This window comes from Streptomyces sp. NBC_00390 (genome assembly GCF_036057275.1).
In the GTDB taxonomy this organism is placed as follows: Bacteria; Actinomycetota; Actinomycetes; order Streptomycetales; family Streptomycetaceae; genus Streptomyces.
Genome location: NZ_CP107945.1, coordinates 5,345,417 through 5,367,476 on the forward strand (window position 1 = coordinate 5,345,417; position 22,060 = coordinate 5,367,476).

Genomic DNA, 22,060 nt, shown 5'->3' on the forward strand with positions numbered 1-22,060 from the left:
GAGGCGACGGTTCATCACGCGACAGCCGACTGCTGTCCACACATCCTCGACCGCCGTTGACCACAGCGTTGGAGTACTCCGGCCCTCCGGTCAGCTGCTCCGCCTGAACCAACATGCCTGCCCCCGATAGTGCTGTGGGCGGGAGGTAGACACCGCAGGGGGAAGTGGGCTGAATCGTCCGTGCAGCAGGGGGGGCTTGCTACCGTCCGTGTATGACGCTGTCTGTGCCTTCTGCTCGTGCTGTCGATCTGCGCGTCGAACCCGTCGACCAGGTGCTGGATCGGGTGGAGCGGTCGTTCCAGGTGCACCTCGACCGGGAAACGGTAGTCCGTAAGCGCCGGTCGATCGGAGCGCGGACGGACCGGGCCACCTGGGTGCGGATCGAACGGCGTGGGCTCGACAGGATCAGGAGCCAGGGCTGAGACGGCACCGAATGTGCGGAGGCGCTTCAAGGGATCGCGAAGCCAGCTTGGTACGCCGGCCTGGCCTGGCGGGACGCAGATGAAGCCGTGATGTGGCGGGCTGATGAGATGGAACTCCTGCCGGGCGCACCGATCGGGACGAGCGTGGTCGCCGTCGACCCGAGCCTGCCGGATCAGTGGTGGGCCGCTCTGAATGCCTCGCTCGACGCGCTCGACGCGCAGCGCACGAGCCGTGTTGCCACCCCGGATACCGAGACCATTACGCAGGAGCTGGTGACCGAGACCATCCGCACCGTTTTTCCCGATTCGTTCGATACGACGGTGGAGCACTGGCAGGCTGCCCACGCGGACCTGAATTGGGCGAACATGACCGCGCCGAGGTTCTGCCTGTTCGACTGGGAAGACTGGGGGTTGGCTCCCCGCGGGCTGGATGCCGCGTCGCTCTGGGGCGCCTCCCTTGCTGTCCCGGCCTTGGCCGCCCGTGTCCGCCAGGAGCGGCGTCACGACTTCGAGCGCCGGGACGGCAAGCTGATGACGCTTTTCGTCGCCGCGAAGATCCTCGGCCCCCACGCTCATCCCGAGGATCCGCGCCTGATTCCCGCTCGCACCGCGGCGGAGCGGGTGGTGAAGGACCTTCGGGCGGGCTGACAAGGCGCCCTAAGGAGTTCCCGGTACTCCCGGACCGTCTGTTCACCCACCTCAAGGGCCAGAGAGCCGGTCAGCTCTCGAAGGTGGTCGAGGCTGTCCGTGCCGACCGCGACCGCGTCCACGATCGGGAGGCGGTGGGCCGCCCGGAATGCGGCCTGCATCGAAGTGCTTCCCTGTGGTTCGCGCCGGTTCAGGCTCCTGCGCTTCGCTATGTCGAACAGGCGGTTCCGGGTCAGGACTCGGGCGAGGAGCGCCGGGTCATCCATGTTTTCGCGAGGCAGGAGCTGACAAGGTCTCAGAGCATCCGATCACGGCGTCCAGGTGCTTCTGGACGGGCTCGAAGAGTCCGTACGGGATGTACTGGGTGATCTCAGAGAGATCTACCCACGCGAGCTTTGCCAGCTCGTCGGCGTCCGCGAGTGCGCGGCGCCGCCCACGACTTCGCAGGCCGTATATGACATCAGCCGGCCGGTGGCGGGGTGGACGCGCTCACCGAGCAGTTTCACGGCGGCCGCGTCCAAGCCGGTCTCTTCCATGGTCTCCCGTACGGCGGCGTCCTCGCGGGCCTCGCCGGGCTCGACCTCACCGGCGGGGAACTGCCAGGAGAGCTGACCTTCGCTGACCCGACGGCGCACCATGAGCACGCGGCCCTCATGGAAAACGATGGCCGCCGCAATGCCGGGTCGCTGATCAGCGTTTTGCTGCGTCACGTCTGTTCCTCTGGGACGGCCAGGATGGGTTGGAAATCATATCGACGGGATGAGGCGAGCCGCCGAGTCTCTGGTTCGTTCGTGCTCATCGCCCAACCTGGAACGTTGAGGCAGCGGACTATCCGGCGATCGCGGAGTACGCCAAAACGTCCGCCGGAATCTCGTGGCGCAGATTCCATGTGATCCCCATCGGCTTGCTGCCCTTGTGGTCGACGTAGTCGGCGGGCCCAAGAAGCATCCACGGATGGGGGCCGCCGATGTCCGTCTTCTTGTAACGGCGGACGAACAGGAGGATGTGCGTCCCCCGCTCCTGGTGAGCCTTATAGCGCATGCCTGTTGGGGATGACTCTGACGTTCGGTTTTGAGACTCCCAGTGGAAAAGGTGGTCATTCATCGCGTAGTCCCGGTATCGCGTTTGGGGCGAGAAGTCCTTCTCGTCCTTCTCCAGGGTGATGAACAGCGCGTCGGTCTGAATTTTTTCGCACCACCTCACACCCTCCTGGAAATAGCCCGGCAGAGTGTTGCCACCGATGAAGGACTGGCCCAGCGCGGGAAGGATCTCCTCGCGGCTGTAGGCGGCGTGGACCGTAAGGGGCAGGTCGGCGAGTTTGCCAAGCAGCGGGATCGGGAGGTGATCTGTGTGGTTGAGGTTGTAAGCCAGGACTTGTCGCAGCTCGTCTCGGAAGTTGTGGTGCGGGCGGAGTGAGTCCAGCCCGTCCTGGTACGAGGCGAAGCCTCCAAGCGGCCAGAGCGAGAAGTAGAGCATGCGCGCGTACGCCTGGACTCGTTCGTCCAACTCGGCGTAGGTGGGTGCGTCATCCTCAAGGAGCTGGGTGTACGCGGCGACTCGCTGGGGATCGTCGACGTGAAGGAACGCTGAAACTCGCTTGAGGAGCGCGGTTTCGCCTTCGAGGGCGTGGTTGGAGAGCAGACGTGCTCTGCGGAGGAGCCCAGTCCACGAGTTCCCGTTGCCTCGGTAGATCTCCTTGAGCTCGCGTCCGCTCTCCCTCAAGTACGCCGACAGCCTGGGTTCGGCGTACTGCCCGACTTCTCGCGCGAGCTGAGTGACGTTGACTCCGATCTGGCAGCAAATGTTGTCGATGATCAGTTCCTTGGCCTTGGACTCAAGGATGATCTGGCAGCCAGACGGCAGCTGAGGGAAGTCATGCTCGATGTTGGCGAGTAGACGGTTGCGGGTCAGGTTGGTCATCGCCCGGAACTGCTCCTCGAAGCGGAACTCCTTGCGGTGCTGACCGATGAAGTCCAAGACCGTGAGCACCGCCTTGCCCTCGGTCCGTCGAAGCCCACGACCGAGCTGTTGAAGGAAGACGGTCGCGCTCGACGTCGGGCGAAGCAGTAGAAGCGTGTCGACGTCAGGGATGTCCAGTCCCTCATTGAATAGATCGACCGAGAAGATGACCTGCAACTCACCGGACCTGAGCGCATCGAGCGCTTGCTTACGTTCCTCTCGCGGTGTCTCACCAGACAGGGCGGCGGCGCTCAGGCCGGCGCGACGGAAGAAGTCAGCCATGAAGTGCGCGTGCGCGACGGAGACGCAAAAGCCGAGGGCGCGCATGGAGCCAGGGTCGGTCACCTTGTCCCTGACTGCTTGCACCACGAGACGAGCGCGGGCGTCATTCCCGGTGAAGAGGTTACTCAGCGCCGTAGCGTCGTAGGAGCCGCGCTTCCAGGTGATCGCGCTCATATCGGTGTTGTCCGTGACGCCGAAGTAGTGGAAGGGGCTCAAGAGATCGTTCTCGAGAGCCTCCCACAGACGCATTTCAGCCGCGATGCGTCCGTCGAAGAACTCGTCCTGGATGTTGCGGCCATCCATCCGCTCCGGGGTGGCCGTCAGGCCGAGGAGCTCGAGCGGGGCGAAGTGATCAATGATCTTTCGGTACGTCGGGGACACGCCATGATGGAACTCATCGATGACAACAACATCGAAGTGGTCGGGTGCGAAGCGCTCCAGAGCACCGGCGTTGAGGGACTGGACGCTCGCGAACAGGTGCGCCCACTCTTCCGGCACGATGCTGCTGTGCAACTCCTCGCCGAAGTTGGCGTCGACCAACACATCCTGGTACGTGCGCAACGACTGCCGGAGGATCTCTTGCCGGTGCGCCACGAACAAGAGCCGGAGGTCCCGACCGTACTGCTGGCGCAGCCGCTTGAAGTCGAGGGCAGCCATGACGGTTTTGCCGGTGCCCGTGGCAGCTACCAAGAGGTTGCGGTGCCGATCGTGGACAGTGCGTTCAACCTCGAGCCGTTCCAGCATGTCGCGCTGGTGAGGGTACGGCCGGACCTCCAGGCCAGAGAGGGTGATGTGACGTTGTCCTGCGGTGCTGGTTCCGCGGCCCGCCAGATGAAGCGCCTCGTCGAGGCGAGTCGAGTCGCGATCGGGGTCGTATAGCTCGAATGCGGACTCACTCCAGTAGGAGTCGAACGTCGCCTCAAACTTGCGCAACACATCGGGGGTGGCGATGGAAGAGAGACGGACATTCCACTCCAGGCCGTCGAGCAGAGCCGCCTTCGACAGGTTGGAACTGCCCACGTACGCGGTGTCGTAGCCACTGTTGCGCCGGAAGAGCCACGCCTTTGCGTGGAGACGTGTGGAACGCAACTCGTAGTTGACCTTCACCTCGGCATTGAACTTCTGGACCAGCTTGTCGAGGGCTCGTCGCTCTGTGGCGCCGATGTACGTGGTCGTGATGACACGTATGGGGACGCCTCTCGCATGTGCCGCTTCGAGGGACTCCTCGATGACGCGAAGTCCGTGCCACTTCACGAAGGCGCAGAGCAGGTCTACACGGTCGGCGGTGGCGAGCTCGGCACGCAGTTCAAAGCCAAGGCTCGGGTCTTCTGGGGAGTTGGTAATGAGCGCGGTCTCGGAAAGGGGCGTCGCGGGCCGGATCGCGTAGACGCCCTTCGCCTCCTGCTCGGCGATGGCGAGCAGCTGGCGAGGGCCGTCTGCGACGAGATCCACCCACTCTTGAGCGCCCTGGATGGTGTTCATCGACTCGAGGATGTGGTTGGCCGCGTGGACGCGTTCGGCTACTGGAAGCCTTTCCAGTACGTGCTTCATCGTTTCGGCAACGTGGCGAGCGATGACGTGAGGCGCCGACTCCGGTCCCACCGTGCCGTCGATAGCGTGCCACCGGCCGTCAGCGCTGAGAGCCTTGAGCTGGTTCTCGAGACGCAGGGTGATCAGTTGCTCATACAAGCCGGCGACTGGCTGGTTGGCTTCAGCGGAGCCCGACATACCTGTCTCCCTCCCCGTTCAGGACCTCACAGTGATATCAGGCGTCACCGACATTCCGGCCGCGATTCCCGCTCCCCGCTTGCGCTGCCGTCGGCTACCGCGTCACCGCCTGCAAGCCTGGCGTGCTGACCTGCGGCTATTCACTCCAGTTTTCGGCGGACCTTGTTGATCACTCGCTGAGCGTCGGCCCCGAATACGGCAGACTCGCGGAGGGTTTTCCAGACCTTGAGGTGGGTGGAAACGCTGTCTGTGTCGTCCAGCCAGAGTTCCGCATGCCAGGTCTCTACGACCACCTGGCGGTCGTCGTAGATCCAGAAGCCGCCAGCGGGTGGGATCTTCACAGGCGCCTCGAGGGGAACGATTCCGAGCTCTACGGTGTCGAGGCCGATCACGCCTAGCAGGCGATCAAGCTGAGCAGCGAGTACGGAGGGCGGACAGATCCGCGCGTGGAGGACGGCCTCCCACATGATGATGTGGTAGCGCCTGCCCGAGTCGTACAACCCCTCTTGCCTCTTCATCCGGGAGCGCACGGCGTCTTCGATATCCCGTGTGGACTGGTGTAGCTCAGTGAAGCGGGTGAAGATCGCGCGTGCGTAGTCGGGTGTCTGGAGTACGCCGACGACCCAAGAGGATTCCCATGCGCGTAGGACTGACGAGTTGGCCTGTGCCTCGTTGTGGACGTCTTGGACCGGGCGGTGGCCCGCGGCCAACTGGCGTCGCCATGACCGGTGATGCGTTTCCAGGGCTTTGAGGCGCGCTGTCAGCTCACCGATGCTGTCTGGCCTGCCGGTTGCCTCAGCCCACATCGTCAGGTCGTCAGCCGTCGCTGTCTGTCGCCCGTTCTCCAGCTTGCTGACCTTCGACTGCGTCCAGCCCAGCCGTTCCGCCAGTTGTGTACCGGTGAGCCGACCGCCGGGGTGCGACGCGCGCAACTCCCGGAGTCTCACTCCGAGCGCCTCTCGAGCCTGCTGAAAGTCTGTGCTCACCGGTACACGACCAACTACTCGCTTGGGGCCAGGTCTGCCGCGAACACTTCGTACGGCACTGAGTGATGCCACGCGGCGTCGCGCACCTGGGCATAGCGATTGACCTCGGCTGGCTCAGTGATCAACTCGACGTCAACCAGGTCGTCGGCGTCATCAAAGTTGAGGAGAACGACGATCCGGGAGTCGAAGATCCAGAAGTCTTCGGAGGGAAGGCGGAGCCTCTCCGCATCGGCGCGCCAGAGGTTGTGCACGTCTTCTCCGAGCGCGGCGTTCTTTCGGGCGTGCGCCATGAGGTAGCGCTGTCCTGTGGTCGCCGGGCTGTCGACGACGCGTACGCGCTCAACTCGTGCACCCTGCGCGGTCTTCTGGCGAATGGTGTTGCTCCACGCCGTATCCATGTCCCATGCCGGGCGCTCACCCCGGAGGAACTGGGCGTAGGTGTCGGTGGCCTCGTCGGAGGCGTAGCGGGTCCGGGTTTCCAGCCGCCATGCTGTGTGCTGGAAGTTCTCGAAGAGCTTCCCGAACGCGTCTAAGTCGATGATGCGCGGCACGCGGTTGACCTCCTTTGGGCCGAAGTCCACCAGCAGTTCGCGTGGAACCACGATGGGCACCTCACCCGGTGAGAGGTGCCGAAGCTGGGCGATGTCTTCGGGATCGGTGAGTGGTGTTCCGTGAACGATGATCTCTCGGCTGTCCAGATCCTCATGGACCGCCGGGCAGCCGCCCTCGCCCGACCCCGTGCCATTGAAGCGCAACCTGCGTGCCATCTGGTCTGCCCCTCTCGTGGAAGCCATCGGCTCACAGGATCTCGGCCGCTGCGAGGAATGTCGATGCATAGCTAGGCCTATCAGGAGAATATTCGAGAATAGTGTCTCGTGTGCTCAACTACGCTTCCTTAGCGTCCTGTTCATGAGCGATCCCCGAACGACCATGACGCGGCCGGTGCATGTGGGCCTGCCCAACGAGGCTCCGGAGCCGGTCAACGGATGCGATGTGTGCGCCGCCCTGGACAGGCAGCGAGCCGCAGCGAAGGCCGCCCTGAATTGGTCGCGAGTTACGGACTGTTCCGTTGAGATCGGGCGGCACTCTCGGGAGCACCGGTGACGGCCCTGCGCGCGGTGTACCGCTACGTCCTACACAAGATCACGGAGCATCCGGACACGGACATCACATACGAGGCAGAGTGCCTGGGCTGTGGCTGGTCTGCGCAGCCGTCTGAGGATTCGGCGGCGGTCGACGTCGAGTGCATGAGCCACACTGGCCGGAGCGGGCACAAGTCCTTCCGGCGGATCCGTACGTCCTTCGCTCTGGTCGTGCGAGCGGATTGATCGGGATGACGCCGTTGTCGTTGGCGATGAGCAGCCTCCTGGATGTCCATCATCCAGGAGCCCTCCGAAGGGCGGCCGGCGCCTCGGCGGGCGCCAGGCTCAGTCAGGTGCGTTGTTGGTCGGATACTCCGGCCACCCATGCGAGAGGGGTTGCGAGCGCTGCCACCGCCAAAGCTGCCTCGACGGTGCTGATCCCGGCGCCTCCCCTGACGGCGCCGGGTCACAGCTCCAGCGCGCCGTGGTAGTCCTGATACGCGTTGGCCGCGAAGACCACTGAGATCGGTGGCCAGCTACTCGAGAGTGACGATGGGCTCCTTGAGGGCCGAGTTGATGGCACGGAAGCGCAGGAGACCTGTGCCGGGCGGGATGGCAGATGCGGGAGCGACAAGCGAGAAGACCATGGCCACCTTGTTGGGGTGAAGGGTGCCTCGCGAGCTGATTGCCGTCTCCGGTGCTTCTTCGATCACGGGGTAGAGGAGGACCGCACCGCGACGGGGCACGGTGAACCGTTCGGTCACGGGGTCGGCTGTCTTGGGCAGCGCACCAGCTATGCGGCGGGCTGTCGCCCGGTGCTTCGGGTCACTGATGCTGCCAAAGAGTTCAACGCGCCGGCGCTTTCGATGAGAAATGGCGAGAGGGCGGGTGCCGTTGATGGAGGCTTCGAGTCGCCGTACTGATGTGTGCTGTGGGGCGATGAGAAGCCAGTCGTCCACTAGGTGCGGATGGCGGCTCAGATCCTGCAGGTACTCAAGGTTGGGCTGGAAAGAAGCTGGGTTCCACCACTTGAGGTTGTTCAGTACGCCCATGAGGTCGGTGTGGCTGACCGAGGCGGTGAGCGCGGACAGGCGGTATGTACGGCCCTGCCCCTCGTGATGGTAGGTGAATTCATCGCTTTCGGTGTTTAGTTGGTCGAGCAGAGGAAGCCAGAGTTCAGTGTTGTGCTGGAGGTCGGCGGCATCAACCGGGTGTGCGGTTGGCTCGACGATCTCCCCTGGGGTGCGGACCTCGACCAGTTCGGCGTTGAACATCTTGTTCCGTGCCGATGGCTTGATCCATGGCAGATGCTGAGCGACCAGAGGCGGAATCTGCCACGGGGTGACCTGCGGCTTTCCGTCGACCAGCTTCGCGTATTGGGCAAGTTGGGAGCGGAAGGACTCCTCGTCGCGGCAGATGGCTTCGAAGGTCTCGTAGAGGTCGACGGTTCTCGTCCTGCCGTACGGTTCTTCCCGTCCGATGTACAGCCGCACCAGGTCGCGATAGCCCGGGCGGAAGCCGAACCAGCGTCCCATCTGCATGAGAGTGTCAGCCTGCTGCGTTGTGCGACGGTAATACGTTGTCGTCAGGCCTTCGATGGTGAAGCCGCGGGACAACTTGGTGCCGCCGACGAGGATCTTCCAGACATGTGGAGTCCGGTCGAAATCCAAGCCGAGCTGCTCGAAGTACCTGTCGGAGTCCCCGTTGACGATGATCACGGGGTTGCCACCTGAGCCGATGAGCTGGCGGGAGTTGCTGACATAGGGCCGCAGCTCGTCGTACGAGGCAGGGGTGGGCAGGCCATCGGCGCGGGCTTCGCATACCGGCGCGAAGTCCGCGTTCCACAAGCCTTCGAGGCGGTGGTGGCCGGCAGCCGAGGCGTATCCCGCCTGGTGCCACATCGTGTTGATACGCAGGGCGAGATCCGCGTGATCGTCGACCTTCACCGACTCGTGCACAAGCATCGTGTGGTGTCGGAACGGTTCTTCGGGGACGCCGTGGGCGGCGCGGAAGAGCTTCAGCGCGCCGGACAGTACGAAAGAGTCCATCGCCTCCAGAAGGCGGTCGTCCATGTCTGGCCCAATGCCGCGGACGTGCGCCTTTTCCTGGGAGTTGGCGTACGTGCGCTGCTCATACGGGACCGCGGAATCCAGATCGTGGAAGTCCTGGACGCCCATGTACCCAGCAGGGCGAGGGAGAGAGATGAGGAAATCAGTGGGGAAGATGTCGTCCGCGTCGCTGGGGTCTACGAAGACATTGGCGAACGGGGTTGCCGTGTAGCCGACGTACTGGGCGCGGGGAAGAAGCGTCAGAAGCTGTGAGATCAGGGAGTTGATAGCAGTGCGCTCGGTGCGGCCCTGCTCCCACTTCTTCGGGTTCGACGTATTGACGGAGGCCTGGTCGGACTCATCGTCGATGATCAGGACCGGCAGCTCGCCGAGGAGGCCGTGGATCTGCTTGAGATCCTTGACCAGTTTGGTGAGGACTGACTTGTTCTTCTTCACCACGACAACGCGCGCTGCTGTGCGGTGGAGGTTCACAGGATCGTGAAGAGGCCGGGTGGGTTCGCGCTTGTCGTACTCCAGCGCGCGAATGCCCTGAGCAAGGCTCTTGTAGTCGTTGTCGCGGGTGGTGAGCCGTTCGATGTCGAAGGCTCCCAGAGTGGAAGGGCGCCCCCCGTGACGCACGAAGTCTGGCCAGTCATTGTCATCGTCGCCTACGTAGTCGATGCCGACGAGGGTGTCCACATCATCGGGATCAGCGCCCCGGAGGATGTTTTCCTGGCCTATCAGCTCCATGTCGAGGCGCCGCTGTGTCTGGGCACGCAGCAGGTTGAGGGTTCCTGCGAGGACGATCACCAGGCGGTAGCCCGCGTCGATGGCCTTGGCCGTCACGCCGGTGAAGTTGGCCGTCTTGCCGGACTGTACGTATCCGACGACCAGCCCCTTTGTCTGGCGGGCCTCGGACTGCTCCGGATCGGTCAGACGCTCAACAACAGCCCGGCTGGCTTCGTCCAGGCTGGCGATCGCGGCGTCTGACCAGCCCTTGTCACGCAGTTTTCGTTCGTACGAGGACCAGTAGAAGCTACGAGCGGCGGCCTTCTCTGGCGTGTGCCAGGGGGTGAACTCCCGTGTGATCACGGTGGCTGGCGGGATCACCGGCACCGGAACCACATCATCCAGTGCCTTGCGCAGATCCGCGCCGAGCCGGAGCAGGTCATACACGGCTGTCCGGCGTTTCTCAGTTCGCGGCGGCACGTCCGGAGCCCAGCTCGGAGCCTCAGGGAAGTCCCAGGCTGTGAGGGTGCGGCTCCAGAGGGACTTGAGTGCTTCGTCCTCCGGGTTCGATCCCAGCAGCCGCACCCGGAACGTCTCCTCGGTCAGGTCGGCGTCCGGGGCGTCCTCGTCAGCGATCAACGCTGCCCATTTCCCGAACGGACGAGGGCCGTCCTGCATCGCCGCCATCGCGGCCGTGTGAATCTTCAGGAGCGTGTCAGTCACGGGAGTCCTAGGGAAGTCAGCGAGTTGGGGAGAGACTGCGACGAGAGGGCGCGGGAATCAGTCCGTACCGCGCTCGCGGCGCTCCTTCTGGGCGCCCACCGAGGCCAGCAGGATCGTGTTCCAGTAGTCGATCCGGTCCTGACGGCCACGCTCCCAGCGGCCCAGACCGAAGCAATCCTCCAGAAGGAGGTACAGCAGCGTCTTGGTGACGGGCGCGTCATTGGCGCCGCCACGCCTTCCGTCGTTGAAGTCCTCCCGGAACGCCCTGTTGAGGAGCACGGTGTTCGTGTCGCGATCCAGGTCGAAGAAGCGGTCTGCGGGGAGAACGGCCCACGTGAACGCGATCGGTTCCTCACCGGGCTTCTGCGGCAGTTCCTCCACGATGACGCGCTTGATTTTCGGGTCCAGGCCCTTGCCGGGGGCGGTCACCGGCTTCCGCACGATCTCCGTGCGCTTTGCACCGTCCCGGTAGGCGGCTTCAGCGTCGGCGAGGTATGAGGGGAAGGCGTGCCCGGCGGAATCGACGGCCTTTTCCACTCCGGCGGTGAAGGCGGGGGTCACGGTGACGCCCTCCTTCTTCACGTCGAGGCTGAACACAGGGTTCGGGCGCGACGGCAAGTCGACCTCTATGCGGGCCAGGGCGAGGTGCCCTTCTGGGGTTCGCAGATTGTTCCAGCCGCCCGCCTGGACAAGGCGGTCGTTCCGGTAGAAGTAGAAGCCCTGCCGTTCGTTCAGCGAACCGATCTGACGGAAGCCCGCCTGCCGGGACTTGGCCGGCCAGATGTGGGCGGTCAGCTGGACATCGCCGACACCCTCCACCGGGGCTGTGTACTTCTTCGGGTATCCGGCCCGCCCCGGCACCTTGTAGCCGAACGGGTCCAGAGCCTCCACTCCGATGTGGTCCAGTTCCTCGCCCAGCATGCCGTCGCCGGAGCTGACGTCCCATACCGCGATGTCCAAAGCCAGGCCGCGGGAGAGGAAGCGGTGCAGATAAAGGCCGAGGTGGGTCTCGAGCCGGGAGATGGCGCGGGACAGATACTGGTCACTCTGCCCTGGGGTAACGGTGCGGAACGCGCGCACCAGGTCCCAGCGGACAACCGTCCCGTGCCACTCGATGATTCCGTCGTAACAGTCGACGAGATCCTGGGCGTAGCCGGGGTCGACTGTGTCGCAGCGGAAGTCGTCCTCGATGCCCTCAGCAGTGAGGCGCCGCCCGGCTGCCCGGCTGCGCTTTGTACGGCTAACGACCGTCAGCGAGCCAGCATGGGACAAGGAGGCGGCCTTAAGGCCCGTGCCGTACATGCCGAGAGCGTGCTCGTCGTAGTCGCGGCGGTACCCGACTGTCATCGCAGCGTCAAGGCCCGGATCGTCCATGCCGCGGCCGTTGTCGACAACGAGAAGGCTGAGGATGCGTTCCGCGTCGCGCAGGAAGTGCACGACTACTTTGTCAGCACCGGCGTCGATCGAGTTGTCGATCAGGTCGGCGACGGCAACCTCGAAACCGTAGCCCTGGTTGGTAAGGGCCTTGGCGTATCCCGCGTCCGGAGGCAGGTGCCTGCTGCCGGTGGTTGGTACCTCGTACTGCCACGAAGCAGCGGAGTTGAAGCTCATGGAGGTGGTTCTTCCTCGCACACAGGACGGGACCTGTGTGGGGGAGGTCGGCCCGTCTTCCGATTAACAGTGCGACCGTAGCTCAAGCGCCGGTTTTACGGGACTCTGGCCCCAAAAAGTGGGACGGAAGATTTTGAATATGCGGCCTGGGACCCTTGAACGGAAGTCTGGACCTCTCCGCAGGGCCGGTCACTGTCGCGCTGACCGGCTCTGCGCCCGGCGGACGGTCCCGGGATATGAAGGGCCGTGGCGGCCTGCCGTTAGGCCGGACGGCAGGACTCGCAGACGTGGTTGTCGATCGCGGCCGCCAGTTCGTGAGCCGCTGCCTGCACGGCGGGATCCTTGTCACGGGTCAGCACGTCCGCCATGCTCCTGCCGTCGAGCACGGCTCGGTGAGCCGCGTGTTGCACCTCGATCTGTGGAGGGTTGGCGTGCTCGAGGATCGTCTGCAGCAACTCGACCACGCCGTACCGACTGGTGACGGTATCGGTCACCGCGAGATCCCACAGAAACGGAACCGCCTCGACAGTCGCGTCGAAGACAGCCAGCTCACCGAGCCACAGACCAAGGTCGCTCAACGCTGAAGCACTCGTCCTGGCGTCACCCCACGCTACGCGCGACAGCCGGCCCGGAACGTCTCCTGCTGATCCGTACGCGTGCCTCAACTCATGCCACCGAACACGGCTCATGCCCTTGAGTATCGTCCCCACCGCGGGCACTCCTTTTCTGCTGCCCATCCCCCAGCCAGTGGCTCAGCCGAGGTACGGGTAGGTGCCGGCGAGGTAGTCCCCGATCTGCTGGCGCATGCTGGGGTGGATGTCGTACTGGTGCAGGTCGGCAGGCTGGATGAAGCGGACGCCGTCGGCTTCGTCGTTGACGGTGGGCTCGCCGCCGACCGGGCGGCCGATGTAGGTGTTCTCGTACTGCTGGCGGATCTCGCCGTCGGTGTAGGCAACGATGTGGTGGGGGTTGGTGTAGACCCCCAGAAAGCCGGTGATCTCGGCGATGATGCCGGTCTCCTCCAGGCATTCGCGCACCGCGCACTGCGCCGCCGTTTCGCCGATGTCCTGGGCGCCTCCGGGCAGCGCCCACTGCCCGGTGTCGCGGCGGCGCTGGAGCAGGATGGCGCCGTTGTCGTGGACGACGAGCAGGTTGCTTGCGGGGATGAGGGTGTTGGCCTTGGGGGCGTCGGGGTCGTTGTAGTACTCGGTCCTGCCCATGAGCGGCGCTCTCTCCTCGCTGTGTATCCATGGCTGTGCGCTGGTCCGGACAGCGGCGGTGATCGGCCGTCCCTGGACGGTCTTCAGCCTGACACCCGCTGTAGGACGGCCGGTCCCTCGGCGGGCGCCGGGCTCAGAGCTGCGCAGCCCCGTGGCAGTCCCGGTACGTGCTGCCCGACCCGCACCAGCACGGTGCCCCCTTGGCCGGGGGCCACACCACCGCGCGGCCGCGGGCCGCCAGGGTGGTGGCGTACTGGGGGAGCAGGTCCGCGTTCGACGGGGAGGACTGTTCCGAGGCCGCGAAGGCCTCGTAGGACGGGATCGTGCCCGTCACGATGCCCAGGTTCCCCGTGCCCGTCGCGGCCAGGTCGCGCAGTGAGGCTTCGAGGTCCGTGAGGTGAGCGTTGTGGGTCGGGTACTCCGACTCCAGCTCGGGGTAGGCCTCGACCAGCTCATCGAGTTCCGCCTCCGGCCAGTGGAGTACCGCCACCGGGAAGGGGCGGGACAGGGCCGAGCGGTAGGAGCCCAGTTCCGAGCGGAGGCGGGTGATCTCCGCCTGGAGCTCGGCCGGGTTGTCCGAGCCCAGCGCCCACAGGCGCTTGGGGTCGTGGAGTTCGTCCAGCGTGACGTCCGGGGTGTGGCCGGTGTGGACCGCGTCGGCCAGGGTGTCCCACTCGTCGTGGGGGAGGGCCAGCAGTCGGCGGACGCGGTGGCGGCCCGTGAGCAGCGGCTGGGTGGCGTACGGGATCTCGTCCTCGGCCTCGGGGAGCAGCAGGGTCAGGCCCGTCGTGAAGCACTCGTGGGACGCTTCGAGCTCGTCGTGGGCCTCGAGGGTCTCGGCGATGACCTCCCAGGGGGCCGCTTCGGCCGGGGCCGAGGCGCGGATGCCGGTGATCAGGGCGCGGGCCTCCGCCTCGTGACCGTACTCCCACAGGTTCGCCGCCTGGAACGCCTTGATCAGAGCGGGGTGCTCGGGATCGGACGCCAGCAGCCGGTCGTAGAGGGCGGAGGCGCGTTCGCGGTCGCCGGACAGCTCGAGGTGGGCCGCGGCCTGGAGCAGCAGGGGCTCGTCGTCCTCGGGGTACTGCGTGGCCGTACGCAGCAGGCGCTCGGCTTCGGCGATGTGGTCAGCAGGCATGTCGGGGCGCATGCTGCACACCGTACTGCTGTACGGGGCGGCCAGGGATGCCGAGTCTCGCTGAGCGCTGGTGAGTTGACGGAGCTGCCCCTACTCTGCGCCCGTGCGGGTGCCGATACGAGTTGTGGTGCAGGGGCGGCGACGGCGGGCGGCCGTCGCCCGGGGGCTGTGGGCCGCCGCCGAGGTCGCCGTCACCCTCGGCGTCGTCGTCCTCCTCCTCGTCGTCCATCAGCTGTGGTGGACCAACCGCCAGGCCAGGGAAGGGGCCGAGCGCAAGGTCCGGGCACTGGAGCGGGAGTGGGGGGAGGAGCACGAGGGGCAGGAGAGGGCAGAGGAGCAGCCCACGCCCGTGGAAGGCGAAAGCGGAGGCGGAGGCGGAGATGAGGAGGACCGAGCGGGCGTGGAGACGCCGCGGGCGACGAGCCCGGCCCGCCCGCCCCGCTGGGATCAGGCCTACGCCGTCCTGCGCATCCCCCGGCTCGGCGTCACCGCGCCCGTCGCGCAGGGCATCGCCAAGCGAGGCGTCCTCGACAAGGGGTACGTCGGGCACTATCCGCAGACCGCGCAGCCCGGCGAGGCCGGGAACTTCGCCCTCGCCGGGCATCGCAACGCGCATGGGGAGCCCTTCCGGTACATCAACCGGCTGCGCACCGGCGACCGGATCGAGGTCGAGACCCGCCAGGGGGTGTTCGTGTACGCGGTGGACAGGCAGCTGCCACGGACGACGCCCCGCGACACCGGGGTGATCGCGCCGGTCCCGCGCAGCCTGGTGAAGCCCTCCGCCGGGTACGGCGAGCGCGGCTACTACCTGACCCTGACCACATGCACGCCCGAGTACAGCTCTGCCTACCGGCTCGTGGTCTGGGGCAAGCTCACCTCGATGCTCCCCCGGTAGCCGCTCCGTCCGGTGTTCCGCCGCCCCGCTCTTCCGAGAACTTCCCGACAAGGGCGGGAAGTTCTCGCGGCGGCGTCAGCGCAGGTCGAGCTCGTCGCAGGCGGCCTTGTACTCAGGGGTGCAGATCTCCTGAGCGGTGTAGACGCCGTCCTTGATGACGGTGTCCTTGATGTTGTTCTTGGTCAGCGCGATGACCGGGACCAGCACGGAAGGGATGGCCTTCTTGGTCGGGCTGTCGACGTCGGTGTGGGCCGCGAGGTCGAGCGACATGTCCCTGGCGAGCAGGATGGCCATCTCGGCCGCGGCGGCGGCCTCGTACGCGTACGGCTTGTAGATGCTCATGTGCTGCTCACCGGCGACGATGCGCTGCACGGCGGAGAGCTCGGCGTCCTGGCCGGTGACGGGCGGGAGGTCGGTGTAGCCGGCGGCCTTCAGGGCGGTGATGACGCCGCCCGCCATGCCGTCGTTGGCGGAGTAGACGCCGGCGATGTTCTGGCCGAGGGACAGGATCGCGGTCCGCATGTTGGCGTCGGCGTTCTCCGGCTTCCAGTCCTTGGTGTCGAACTCCGCGCCGATCTCCACCTTGCCGTCGAGCTCGGCGTGCGCGCCCTTTTTGAACATCGCGGCGTTCGGGTCGGTGACCGCGCCGTTCATCATCACGATCTGGCCGCTCTTGGCCTTGTCGCCCAGGGCTTTGAGCAGGGCCTTGCCCTGGACGTGACCGACCTGCTCGTTGTCGAAGGAGGTGTAGGCGTCGATCGGGCCCTCGGCGAGGCGGTCGAAGGCGACGACGGGGATCTTGGCGTCCTTCGCCTTCTTGACGGCACCGGCGATCGCCTTGGAGTCCACGGCGTCCACGATCAGCACGTCGACCTTCTTGTCGATCATGCTCTCGACCTGCTGCGCCTGGACATCGGCCTTCTGTCTGGCGTTGGCGTAGAGGACGGTGCCCTTGCTGTTCGTCAGCCGTGCGACCCGCTCCTCGATGACCGGCTTGTCGAACTTCTCGTAGCGGGCGGCCACATCGTCGGGAAGGAGCAGTCCGACAACGATATCGTCGCGCATCATCCGCATGTCCGAGTCCTCGGTCTCACCGCATGCGGTGAGCGATACAGCCAGCGCGACGGTGGCGGCAGCACCGGCAGCGCGACGCAGATGTGCGTTCATCAGTGAAAATCAACCCTCCCTGACAGGCCGCATCATCTGCGGCCTAGGAGGCTGAAGCCAACCGCGTGCACACATAAGCGTCAAGAGATGAACACAATTGTGATAGCAGCGGTGGCGGTTCGTTAACACCGTGGTGTTGACGCGGCGCGGCGGAACCACTCGTACCCGTCGGGAACTGTCCGTCGCCTGCGGTCGTCGGTAAGGGCAGAGGCGTCGAGCGCACGGGAGGAGGGCGGCGGTATGAGCGGACAGCGGGTCCGGCCACTGCTGCGTTCCACAGGGCTGCTCGTCCTGCTTCTCACCGGGCTCTTCCTCATCGACGGCGGAGGCATGTCCGCCGTTGCCGCGCTGGCCGCCACGGCCACCGCCACCGCTGCCGTCGCATCCGCGATCGTCGCCTGTGCCGTCGTCAGTGCCCGGTGCGCGCCCGTCGTGCCGCGCACACGCATCCGCACCGCGCTGCGCGATCGCCGGCGGCGCACCGCGTTCCTGCCCCAGCGCGATCCCGATGCGCGTGGCCGTACGCGGCCCCGGGCCCCGGGCCGTCCCGTCCTGACGGCCCCCTGAGGGGAGCGGGCACCGCACACACTCCCCATGGGTCGTCACGCCGCCATGTCAGCATCCCCGGCACGACGAGACCCGAAGGGCTCCACCCACCCATGTCCGTATTCGCCAGCCTGGTCGAGCAGCTCGCCGATCTGCTCCAGCCGCTGTTCCACGCCTCGGCCGCCGCCGCCGCGATCGTCCTGTTCACCGCACTCGTACGGCTCGCCGTCCACCCCTTGTCCCGGGCCGCCGCCCGCGGCCAGAAAGCCCGTGTCCGCCTCGCGCCGCAGATGGCCGAGCTGCGCAAGAAGCACGCCAGGAATCCGGAGCGGTTGCGGAAGGCGATGCACGAACTGCACACGAAGGAGAAGGTCTCCCCGCTCGCCGGCTGTCTGCCCAGCCTGCTCCAGGCGCCCGCGTTCCTCCTCATGTACCACCTGTTCTCCAGCGGGCGGATCGGTGACGAGCCGAACGCCCTCCTCACCCACACCCTGTTCGACGCGCCCCTCGGCGACCGCTGGGCCGACGCCCTCGCACACGGCGGGGTGTTCGGCGGGGCAGGTCTCGTCTACGTCGCCCTCTTCGTGATCGTCGCCGCCGTGGCCACGTTCAACTACCGGCTCACCAAGGCCATGGCCACCGGCCAGGAGGAGCTGCCCGGCACGGGGGCGATCGTGAAGATCATGCCCCTGCTGTCGTTCGCCACGCTCATCACCGTGGCCGTCGTGCCGTTGGCGGCCGCGCTCTACGTCGTCACCAGCACCGCCTGGAGCGCGGTGGAGCGAGCGTTCCTGTACCGGGACATGCCGACGGCCGGGACGCAGGCTACTGCCGCGTAAAGGTCCAGGTTGTGAACAGGGTCTTGCGGGGTGGTCAGGTGTCTTGGAGGATCAGCCAATCCTCAGAACTCGGGCGGCGGCCGCTACCCGTCGCCCGGGTTCGCACTCGATCAGGGGAGATGGACCATGAAGCTGCTGCGTGTCGGTACGGCGGGCGCCGAGCGCCCCGCGCTGCTCGACCCGGACGGGACCACCCTGCGCGACCTGTCCGGCCTGGTCGCCGACGTCGACGGGCCGCTGCTCGCCGACGCCGCGGCGCTGGACCGGATCAGGGCGGCGGCCGGCGCGGGGGAGCTGCCCGTACTGGACGCGGCCGGGCTGCGGATCGGGCCACCGCTCGCCCGGGTCGGCAAGGTCGTCTGCATCGGGCTGAACTACCACGACCACGCCACCGAGACCGGCGCCGCGACCCCGGCCGAGCCCGTCGTCTTCTTCAAGGCGGCGGACACGGTCGTCGGGGCGTACGACACCGTCCTCGTGCCGCGCGGCAGCCGCAAGACCGACTGGGAGGTCGAGCTCGCGGTGGTCGTCGGACGCACGGCGCGCTACATCGGCGACGACGAGGACCCGATGGCGTACGTCGCCGGCTACGCGGTCGCCCACGACGTGTCGGAGCGCGAGTTCCAGATCGAGCGCGGCGGCACCTGGGACAAGGGCAAGAACTGCGAGACGTTCAACCCGCTCGGGCCGTGGCTGGTGACCGCCGACGAGGTTCAGGACCCGCAGGCCCTGTCGCTGAAACTGTGGGTCAACGGAGAGCTCAAGCAGCACGGCACGACCGCCGACCAGATCTTCCCGGTGGCCGAAGTCGTCCGGTACGTCAGCCGGTTCATGACCCTGTACCCGGGGGACGTCATCAACACCGGCACCCCGGCGGGCGTGGCGCTCGGGCAGCCGGAGCCGAAGCCCTATCTGAAGGCCGGTGATGTGGTGGAGCTGGAGATCGAGGGCCTCGGGCGGCAGCGCCAGGAACTCAAGGACGCCTGACGACCCGCGCACGGGGAGGAAACGGGGGGCGTGCGGTACGGCGGGCATCTCTCGCCGCCGTACCGCACGAACCCGGCGCCGGACGGACCGGTGCGGCACGGACCCGGCGCCGCGTGAACCACGTGGTCGCACGGACTACGTGGTGAAGCGCTCCAGCGCCTCGACCACCATCGCGTGGTCCTCGGCCTGCGGCAGGCCCGAGACCGTGACCGAGCCGATGACTCCCGCACCCTCGACCCTGATCGGGAACGAGCCGCCGTGGGCCGCGTACCGGTCCGGGTCGAGGCGCGAGGAATCCTCGAACGACGTGTCCTTGGCCCGGTGCCGCGCGCCGACCAGGTACGAGCTCTCGCCGTACCGCTCGACGACCCGGCGCTTGCGGTCGATCCAGGCGTCGTTGTCGGCGCTGGAGCCGGCCAGCGCGGCGTGGAACAGCTGCTGCCCGTTGCGCCGGATGTCGATCGCGACCGGCGCCTCGCGCAGGTGCGCCATCTCGACCAGCAGGCTGCCCAGCTTCCATGCGTCGTCGTGCGTGAACCGGCGCAGGGTCAGCCGGGTCTCCTGGGCGATGATCTCGTCGACGGACAGATGGGGCTTGGCCGTGTTGCTCATGAGGGGATCTCCACGGTGACGCCCGCGCGGGCGGAGAGACCCGCGGCCTCCAGGACCTCCAGCGCGGCGGCCGCTTCACGGGCGGTGACCGGCGGGGCGCTCTTCTCGCGCAGGGCAGCGGCGATCGCCGCGTAGTAGGCAGGGTAGTCGCCCGGCAGGGTTTCGACGGGAACGCCTCCACCGGTCAGCGGGGACTCGCCCGCCCCGATGCGGCCCCACATCGGCTCGGGCTCGACGCCCCAGGCCCCGCCCGGGACGGGGCGCCTGCCGGTGCGCAGGTCCGTCTCCTGCGGGTCCAGGCCGTACTTCACATATCCGGCGCGCGAGCCGAGCACCCGGAAGCGCGGGCCGAGCTGGGCGGTGATGGCGCTGACGTACAGATGTGAACGGACGCCGCTCGCGTGGGTCACGGCGATGAAGGTGTCGTCATCGGTCTGGGCGCCGGGGCGGCGCACATCGGCCTCGGCGTACACACGCACGGCGGGACCGAACAGTGTCAGGGCCTGGTCGACGACATGGCTGCCCAGGTCGAACAGCAGGCCGCCGATCTCCTCGGGGTCGCCGGACTCGCGCCAGCCGCCCTTGAGCTCCGGACGCCACCGCTCGAAACGGGACTCGAAGCGCTGTACGTCACCGAGCTCGCCGTTCGCGATCAGCTGCCGCAGGGTCAGGAAGTCGTTGTCCCAGCGGCGGTTCTGGAAGACGGAGAGCAGCAGCCCGCGCTCCTCGGCGAGGTCGGCGAGCTGATGCGCCTCGGCGGCGGTGCCGGCGAGCGGCTTGTCCACGACGACCGCGAGCCCGGCCTGCAGGGCGGCGGTGGCGATCGGGACGTGGGTCTTGTTCGGCGAGGCGATCACGATCAGGTCGAGCTCGTCCGCCCGGTCCCACAACTCGTCCGGCGCGGCGGCGAAGCGTACGCCGGGGTACTCGGCGCGCGCCTGCTCCTGCCGCTCCGGGTTCGATGTGACGATCGTGTCGAGGACGAGGCCGTCGGTGGAGGCGATCAGCGGGGCGTGGAAGACGGAGCCCGCGAGGCCGTAGCCGACGAGCGCGACGCGGAGAGGGGAGGCCGTACCAGTCATGTCCTCCACTTAAGCAACGCTGTTGCCGAACTGCAAGCGGGGCGCACAATGGGAACGTGAGGATGAGGGTGAACCGGGCCAGAGCGATCAGCACACCGGGTGAGGACGCCGGTGCGGGAGCCGCCATGTCCGTGGGCGGCGGCGGAGGAGGCCTCGGCGTCAATCTGCCGCTGCTGCGCAACCACAACGCGGCGCTCGTGCTCGATCTCCTGCGCAGCGCCGGGGCGGACGGCATCAGCCGGCTCGAGCTCGCCGACCGTACGGGCCTGACCCCCCAGGCAGTCAGCAAGATCACGGCCCGGCTGCGGGACGACGAACTGCTCACGGAGGCCGGCCGGCTGGCCTCGACCGGCGGCAAGCCCCGCACCGTGCTGCGCCTGGTGCCGTCGGCGGCATACGCGGTGGGGGTGCAGCTGGACCGCGACGAGCTGACCTCGGTCCTGCTGGATCTGGCCGGCACGCGCGTCGCCACCCGGGTGGTCTCCCTGGACCTCGGCGCGGGCCCGGACGCCGTGACCGGGCGGGTGACGGAGGAGGTGCAGTCCCTGCTGGACGACTCCCTCACCGACAGGGCCGATGACACCGACGGCGCGCCCACGAGCGAGGGGAACGAGGAGAGCGAGGGAGAGGGGACCGGGGCGCGGGTGCTCGGCGTCGGGGTCGCCATGCCCGGGCCGCTCGATCACTTCGCCGGAGTGCCGCACCGTGTCACCGGATACCCCGAGTGGGACGGCTACCCGCTGCGGGACGAGCTGTCCCGCCGGCTCGGGCTCCCGGTCGTGCTCGACAAGGACACCAACGCCGCCGCCCTCGGGCTCGCCCTGCGCGGGGCGGGCGAATCCTTCGCGTATCTGCACCTCGGCACCGGGATAGGGGCGGGGCTCGTGCTCGAGGGGGCGCTGTACCGGGGAGCACGGACGGGGGCCGGGGAGTTCGGGCACCAGGTCATCCAGCTCGACGGACCTCCGTGCGACTGCGGAAAACGGGGGTGCCTCGAAGCGCTGTGTCTGGCCGCCGTCGCCCGGGGCGACCTCTCCGAGGCCGCGCGGGTGCTCGGGGTCGGAGTCGGGAACCTCGTCGAACTGCTCGACATCGACCGTGTGCTGCTCGGCGGTCGGGTGGTCGCCATGGCCGAGGCGGAGTTCGTACGCGGAGTGCGGGCCGTACTCGCCTCGCGTACCCGGGTCCGGGTCGCGCCCGCGGGCGGCGGCGCCCACCGGGTCGCGGAGGGCGCCGCGCAGCTGGTGCTCGCGCCGGTGTTCGGACGCGCCGAGGTGGCGTACGCGTCCCACCACGGGCTGAGGCCGAGCCCCGGTTCCCGCCCAATCACGATCGAGTGAAAATACGCCGACAGGT

17 protein-coding genes and 2 pseudogenes are annotated in these 22,060 nt (G+C 67.1%); 7 read left to right on the forward strand and 12 right to left on the reverse strand.

Going from position 1 to position 22,060, the window contains the following annotated elements; translation table 11 throughout:
• Nucleotides 1–212: 212 nt before the first annotated feature.
• Nucleotides 213–1,070 (forward strand): annotated as a pseudogene (locus OHS70_RS23560) (hypothetical protein).
• Between the two features lie 258 nt (nt 1,071–1,328).
• Here OHS70_RS23560 and OHS70_RS23565 read toward each other — a convergent pair.
• From OHS70_RS23565 to OHS70_RS23580, 4 genes and pseudogenes are all read right to left on the reverse strand, one after another.
• Nucleotides 1,329–1,780: pseudogene (locus tag OHS70_RS23565) on the reverse strand (NUDIX hydrolase).
• A gap of 118 nt (nt 1,781–1,898) precedes the next feature.
• On the reverse strand, nt 1,899–5,039 hold the full coding sequence (locus OHS70_RS23570; RefSeq protein ID WP_328400207.1) for a DUF3427 domain-containing protein: 3,141 nt from the start codon (nt 5,037–5,039) through the stop codon (nt 1,899–1,901).
• A 140-nt stretch (nt 5,040–5,179) separates the two neighbouring features.
• Complete coding sequence (locus OHS70_RS23575) at nt 5,180–6,025, reverse strand: helix-turn-helix domain-containing protein (RefSeq protein WP_328400209.1); 846 nt, start codon at nt 6,023–6,025, stop codon at nt 5,180–5,182.
• Nucleotides 6,026–6,039: 14 nt separating this feature from the next.
• On the reverse strand, nt 6,040–6,792 hold the full coding sequence (locus tag OHS70_RS23580) for a DUF6879 family protein (RefSeq protein ID WP_328400211.1): 753 nt from the start codon (nt 6,790–6,792) through the stop codon (nt 6,040–6,042).
• Between the two features lie 351 nt (nt 6,793–7,143).
• Here OHS70_RS23580 and OHS70_RS39110 point away from each other — a divergent pair, with 351 nt between their 5' ends.
• On the forward strand, nt 7,144–7,353 hold the full coding sequence (locus OHS70_RS39110) for a DUF7848 domain-containing protein (RefSeq protein WP_443062756.1): 210 nt from the start codon (nt 7,144–7,146) through the stop codon (nt 7,351–7,353).
• A 290-nt stretch (nt 7,354–7,643) separates the two neighbouring features.
• On the opposite strand, the gene OHS70_RS23585 is transcribed toward OHS70_RS39110, so the two are convergent.
• The 5 genes from OHS70_RS23585 to OHS70_RS23605 all read right to left on the reverse strand — a co-directional run bounded on the left by OHS70_RS23585 (nt 7,644) and on the right by OHS70_RS23605 (nt 14,588).
• Nucleotides 7,644–10,607 (reverse strand): Z1 domain-containing protein, encoded by a 2,964-nt coding sequence (locus tag OHS70_RS23585; RefSeq protein WP_328400213.1) that lies wholly within the window; start codon nt 10,605–10,607, stop codon nt 7,644–7,646.
• A gap of 57 nt (nt 10,608–10,664) precedes the next feature.
• The gene (locus OHS70_RS23590) at nt 10,665–12,218 is read right to left on the reverse strand and encodes an ATP-binding protein (protein WP_328400215.1); all 1,554 of its coding nucleotides are present in this window, start codon (nt 12,216–12,218) and stop codon (nt 10,665–10,667) included.
• A gap of 260 nt (nt 12,219–12,478) precedes the next feature.
• Nucleotides 12,479–12,796: a hypothetical protein gene (locus OHS70_RS23595; protein ID WP_328400217.1), complete on the reverse strand. Its 318-nt coding sequence runs from the start codon at nt 12,794–12,796 to the stop codon at nt 12,479–12,481.
• A 174-nt stretch (nt 12,797–12,970) separates the two neighbouring features.
• Nucleotides 12,971–13,438 (reverse strand): NUDIX hydrolase, encoded by a 468-nt coding sequence (locus OHS70_RS23600; RefSeq protein ID WP_328400219.1) that lies wholly within the window; start codon nt 13,436–13,438, stop codon nt 12,971–12,973.
• Between the two features lie 133 nt (nt 13,439–13,571).
• A complete protein-coding gene (locus OHS70_RS23605) occupies nt 13,572–14,588 on the reverse strand; it encodes an SEC-C domain-containing protein (RefSeq protein ID WP_328400221.1) in 1,017 nt (338 codons plus the stop codon).
• Between the two features lie 91 nt (nt 14,589–14,679).
• Here OHS70_RS23605 and OHS70_RS23610 point away from each other — a divergent pair, with 91 nt between their 5' ends.
• On the forward strand, nt 14,680–15,471 hold the full coding sequence (locus OHS70_RS23610; RefSeq protein WP_328400223.1) for a class E sortase: 792 nt from the start codon (nt 14,680–14,682) through the stop codon (nt 15,469–15,471).
• 75 nt (nt 15,472–15,546) lie between these two features.
• On the opposite strand, the gene OHS70_RS23615 is transcribed toward OHS70_RS23610, so the two are convergent.
• Nucleotides 15,547–16,638 (reverse strand): sugar ABC transporter substrate-binding protein, encoded by a 1,092-nt coding sequence (locus OHS70_RS23615; protein WP_328400225.1) that lies wholly within the window; start codon nt 16,636–16,638, stop codon nt 15,547–15,549.
• 240 nt (nt 16,639–16,878) lie between these two features.
• Here OHS70_RS23615 and OHS70_RS23620 point away from each other — a divergent pair, with 240 nt between their 5' ends.
• The 3 genes from OHS70_RS23620 to OHS70_RS23630 all read left to right on the forward strand — a co-directional run bounded on the left by OHS70_RS23620 (nt 16,879) and on the right by OHS70_RS23630 (nt 19,010).
• Nucleotides 16,879–17,205, forward strand: a complete 327-nt coding sequence (locus tag OHS70_RS23620; RefSeq protein ID WP_328400227.1) for a DUF6412 domain-containing protein — start codon at nt 16,879–16,881, stop codon at nt 17,203–17,205.
• A 92-nt stretch (nt 17,206–17,297) separates the two neighbouring features.
• Nucleotides 17,298–18,023 (forward strand): YidC/Oxa1 family membrane protein insertase, encoded by a 726-nt coding sequence (locus tag OHS70_RS23625; protein ID WP_328400229.1) that lies wholly within the window; start codon nt 17,298–17,300, stop codon nt 18,021–18,023.
• Between the two features lie 126 nt (nt 18,024–18,149).
• Entirely contained in the window at nt 18,150–19,010 is an 861-nt protein-coding gene (locus tag OHS70_RS23630; protein WP_328400231.1) for a fumarylacetoacetate hydrolase family protein, read from the forward strand.
• A gap of 135 nt (nt 19,011–19,145) precedes the next feature.
• Here OHS70_RS23630 and OHS70_RS23635 read toward each other — a convergent pair whose 3' ends face one another.
• A complete protein-coding gene (locus OHS70_RS23635; protein ID WP_328400233.1) occupies nt 19,146–19,622 on the reverse strand; it encodes a heme-degrading domain-containing protein in 477 nt (158 codons plus the stop codon).
• Complete coding sequence (locus tag OHS70_RS23640) at nt 19,619–20,704, reverse strand: Gfo/Idh/MocA family oxidoreductase (protein ID WP_328400235.1); 1,086 nt, start codon at nt 20,702–20,704, stop codon at nt 19,619–19,621. Before OHS70_RS23640 ends, OHS70_RS23635 begins: the two co-directional genes overlap by 4 nt.
• Before the next feature lie 62 nt (nt 20,705–20,766).
• Here OHS70_RS23640 and OHS70_RS23645 point away from each other — a divergent pair, with 62 nt between their 5' ends.
• Entirely contained in the window at nt 20,767–22,044 is a 1,278-nt protein-coding gene (locus OHS70_RS23645) for an ROK family transcriptional regulator (protein ID WP_443062757.1), read from the forward strand.
• Nucleotides 22,045–22,060 lie beyond the last annotated feature (16 nt).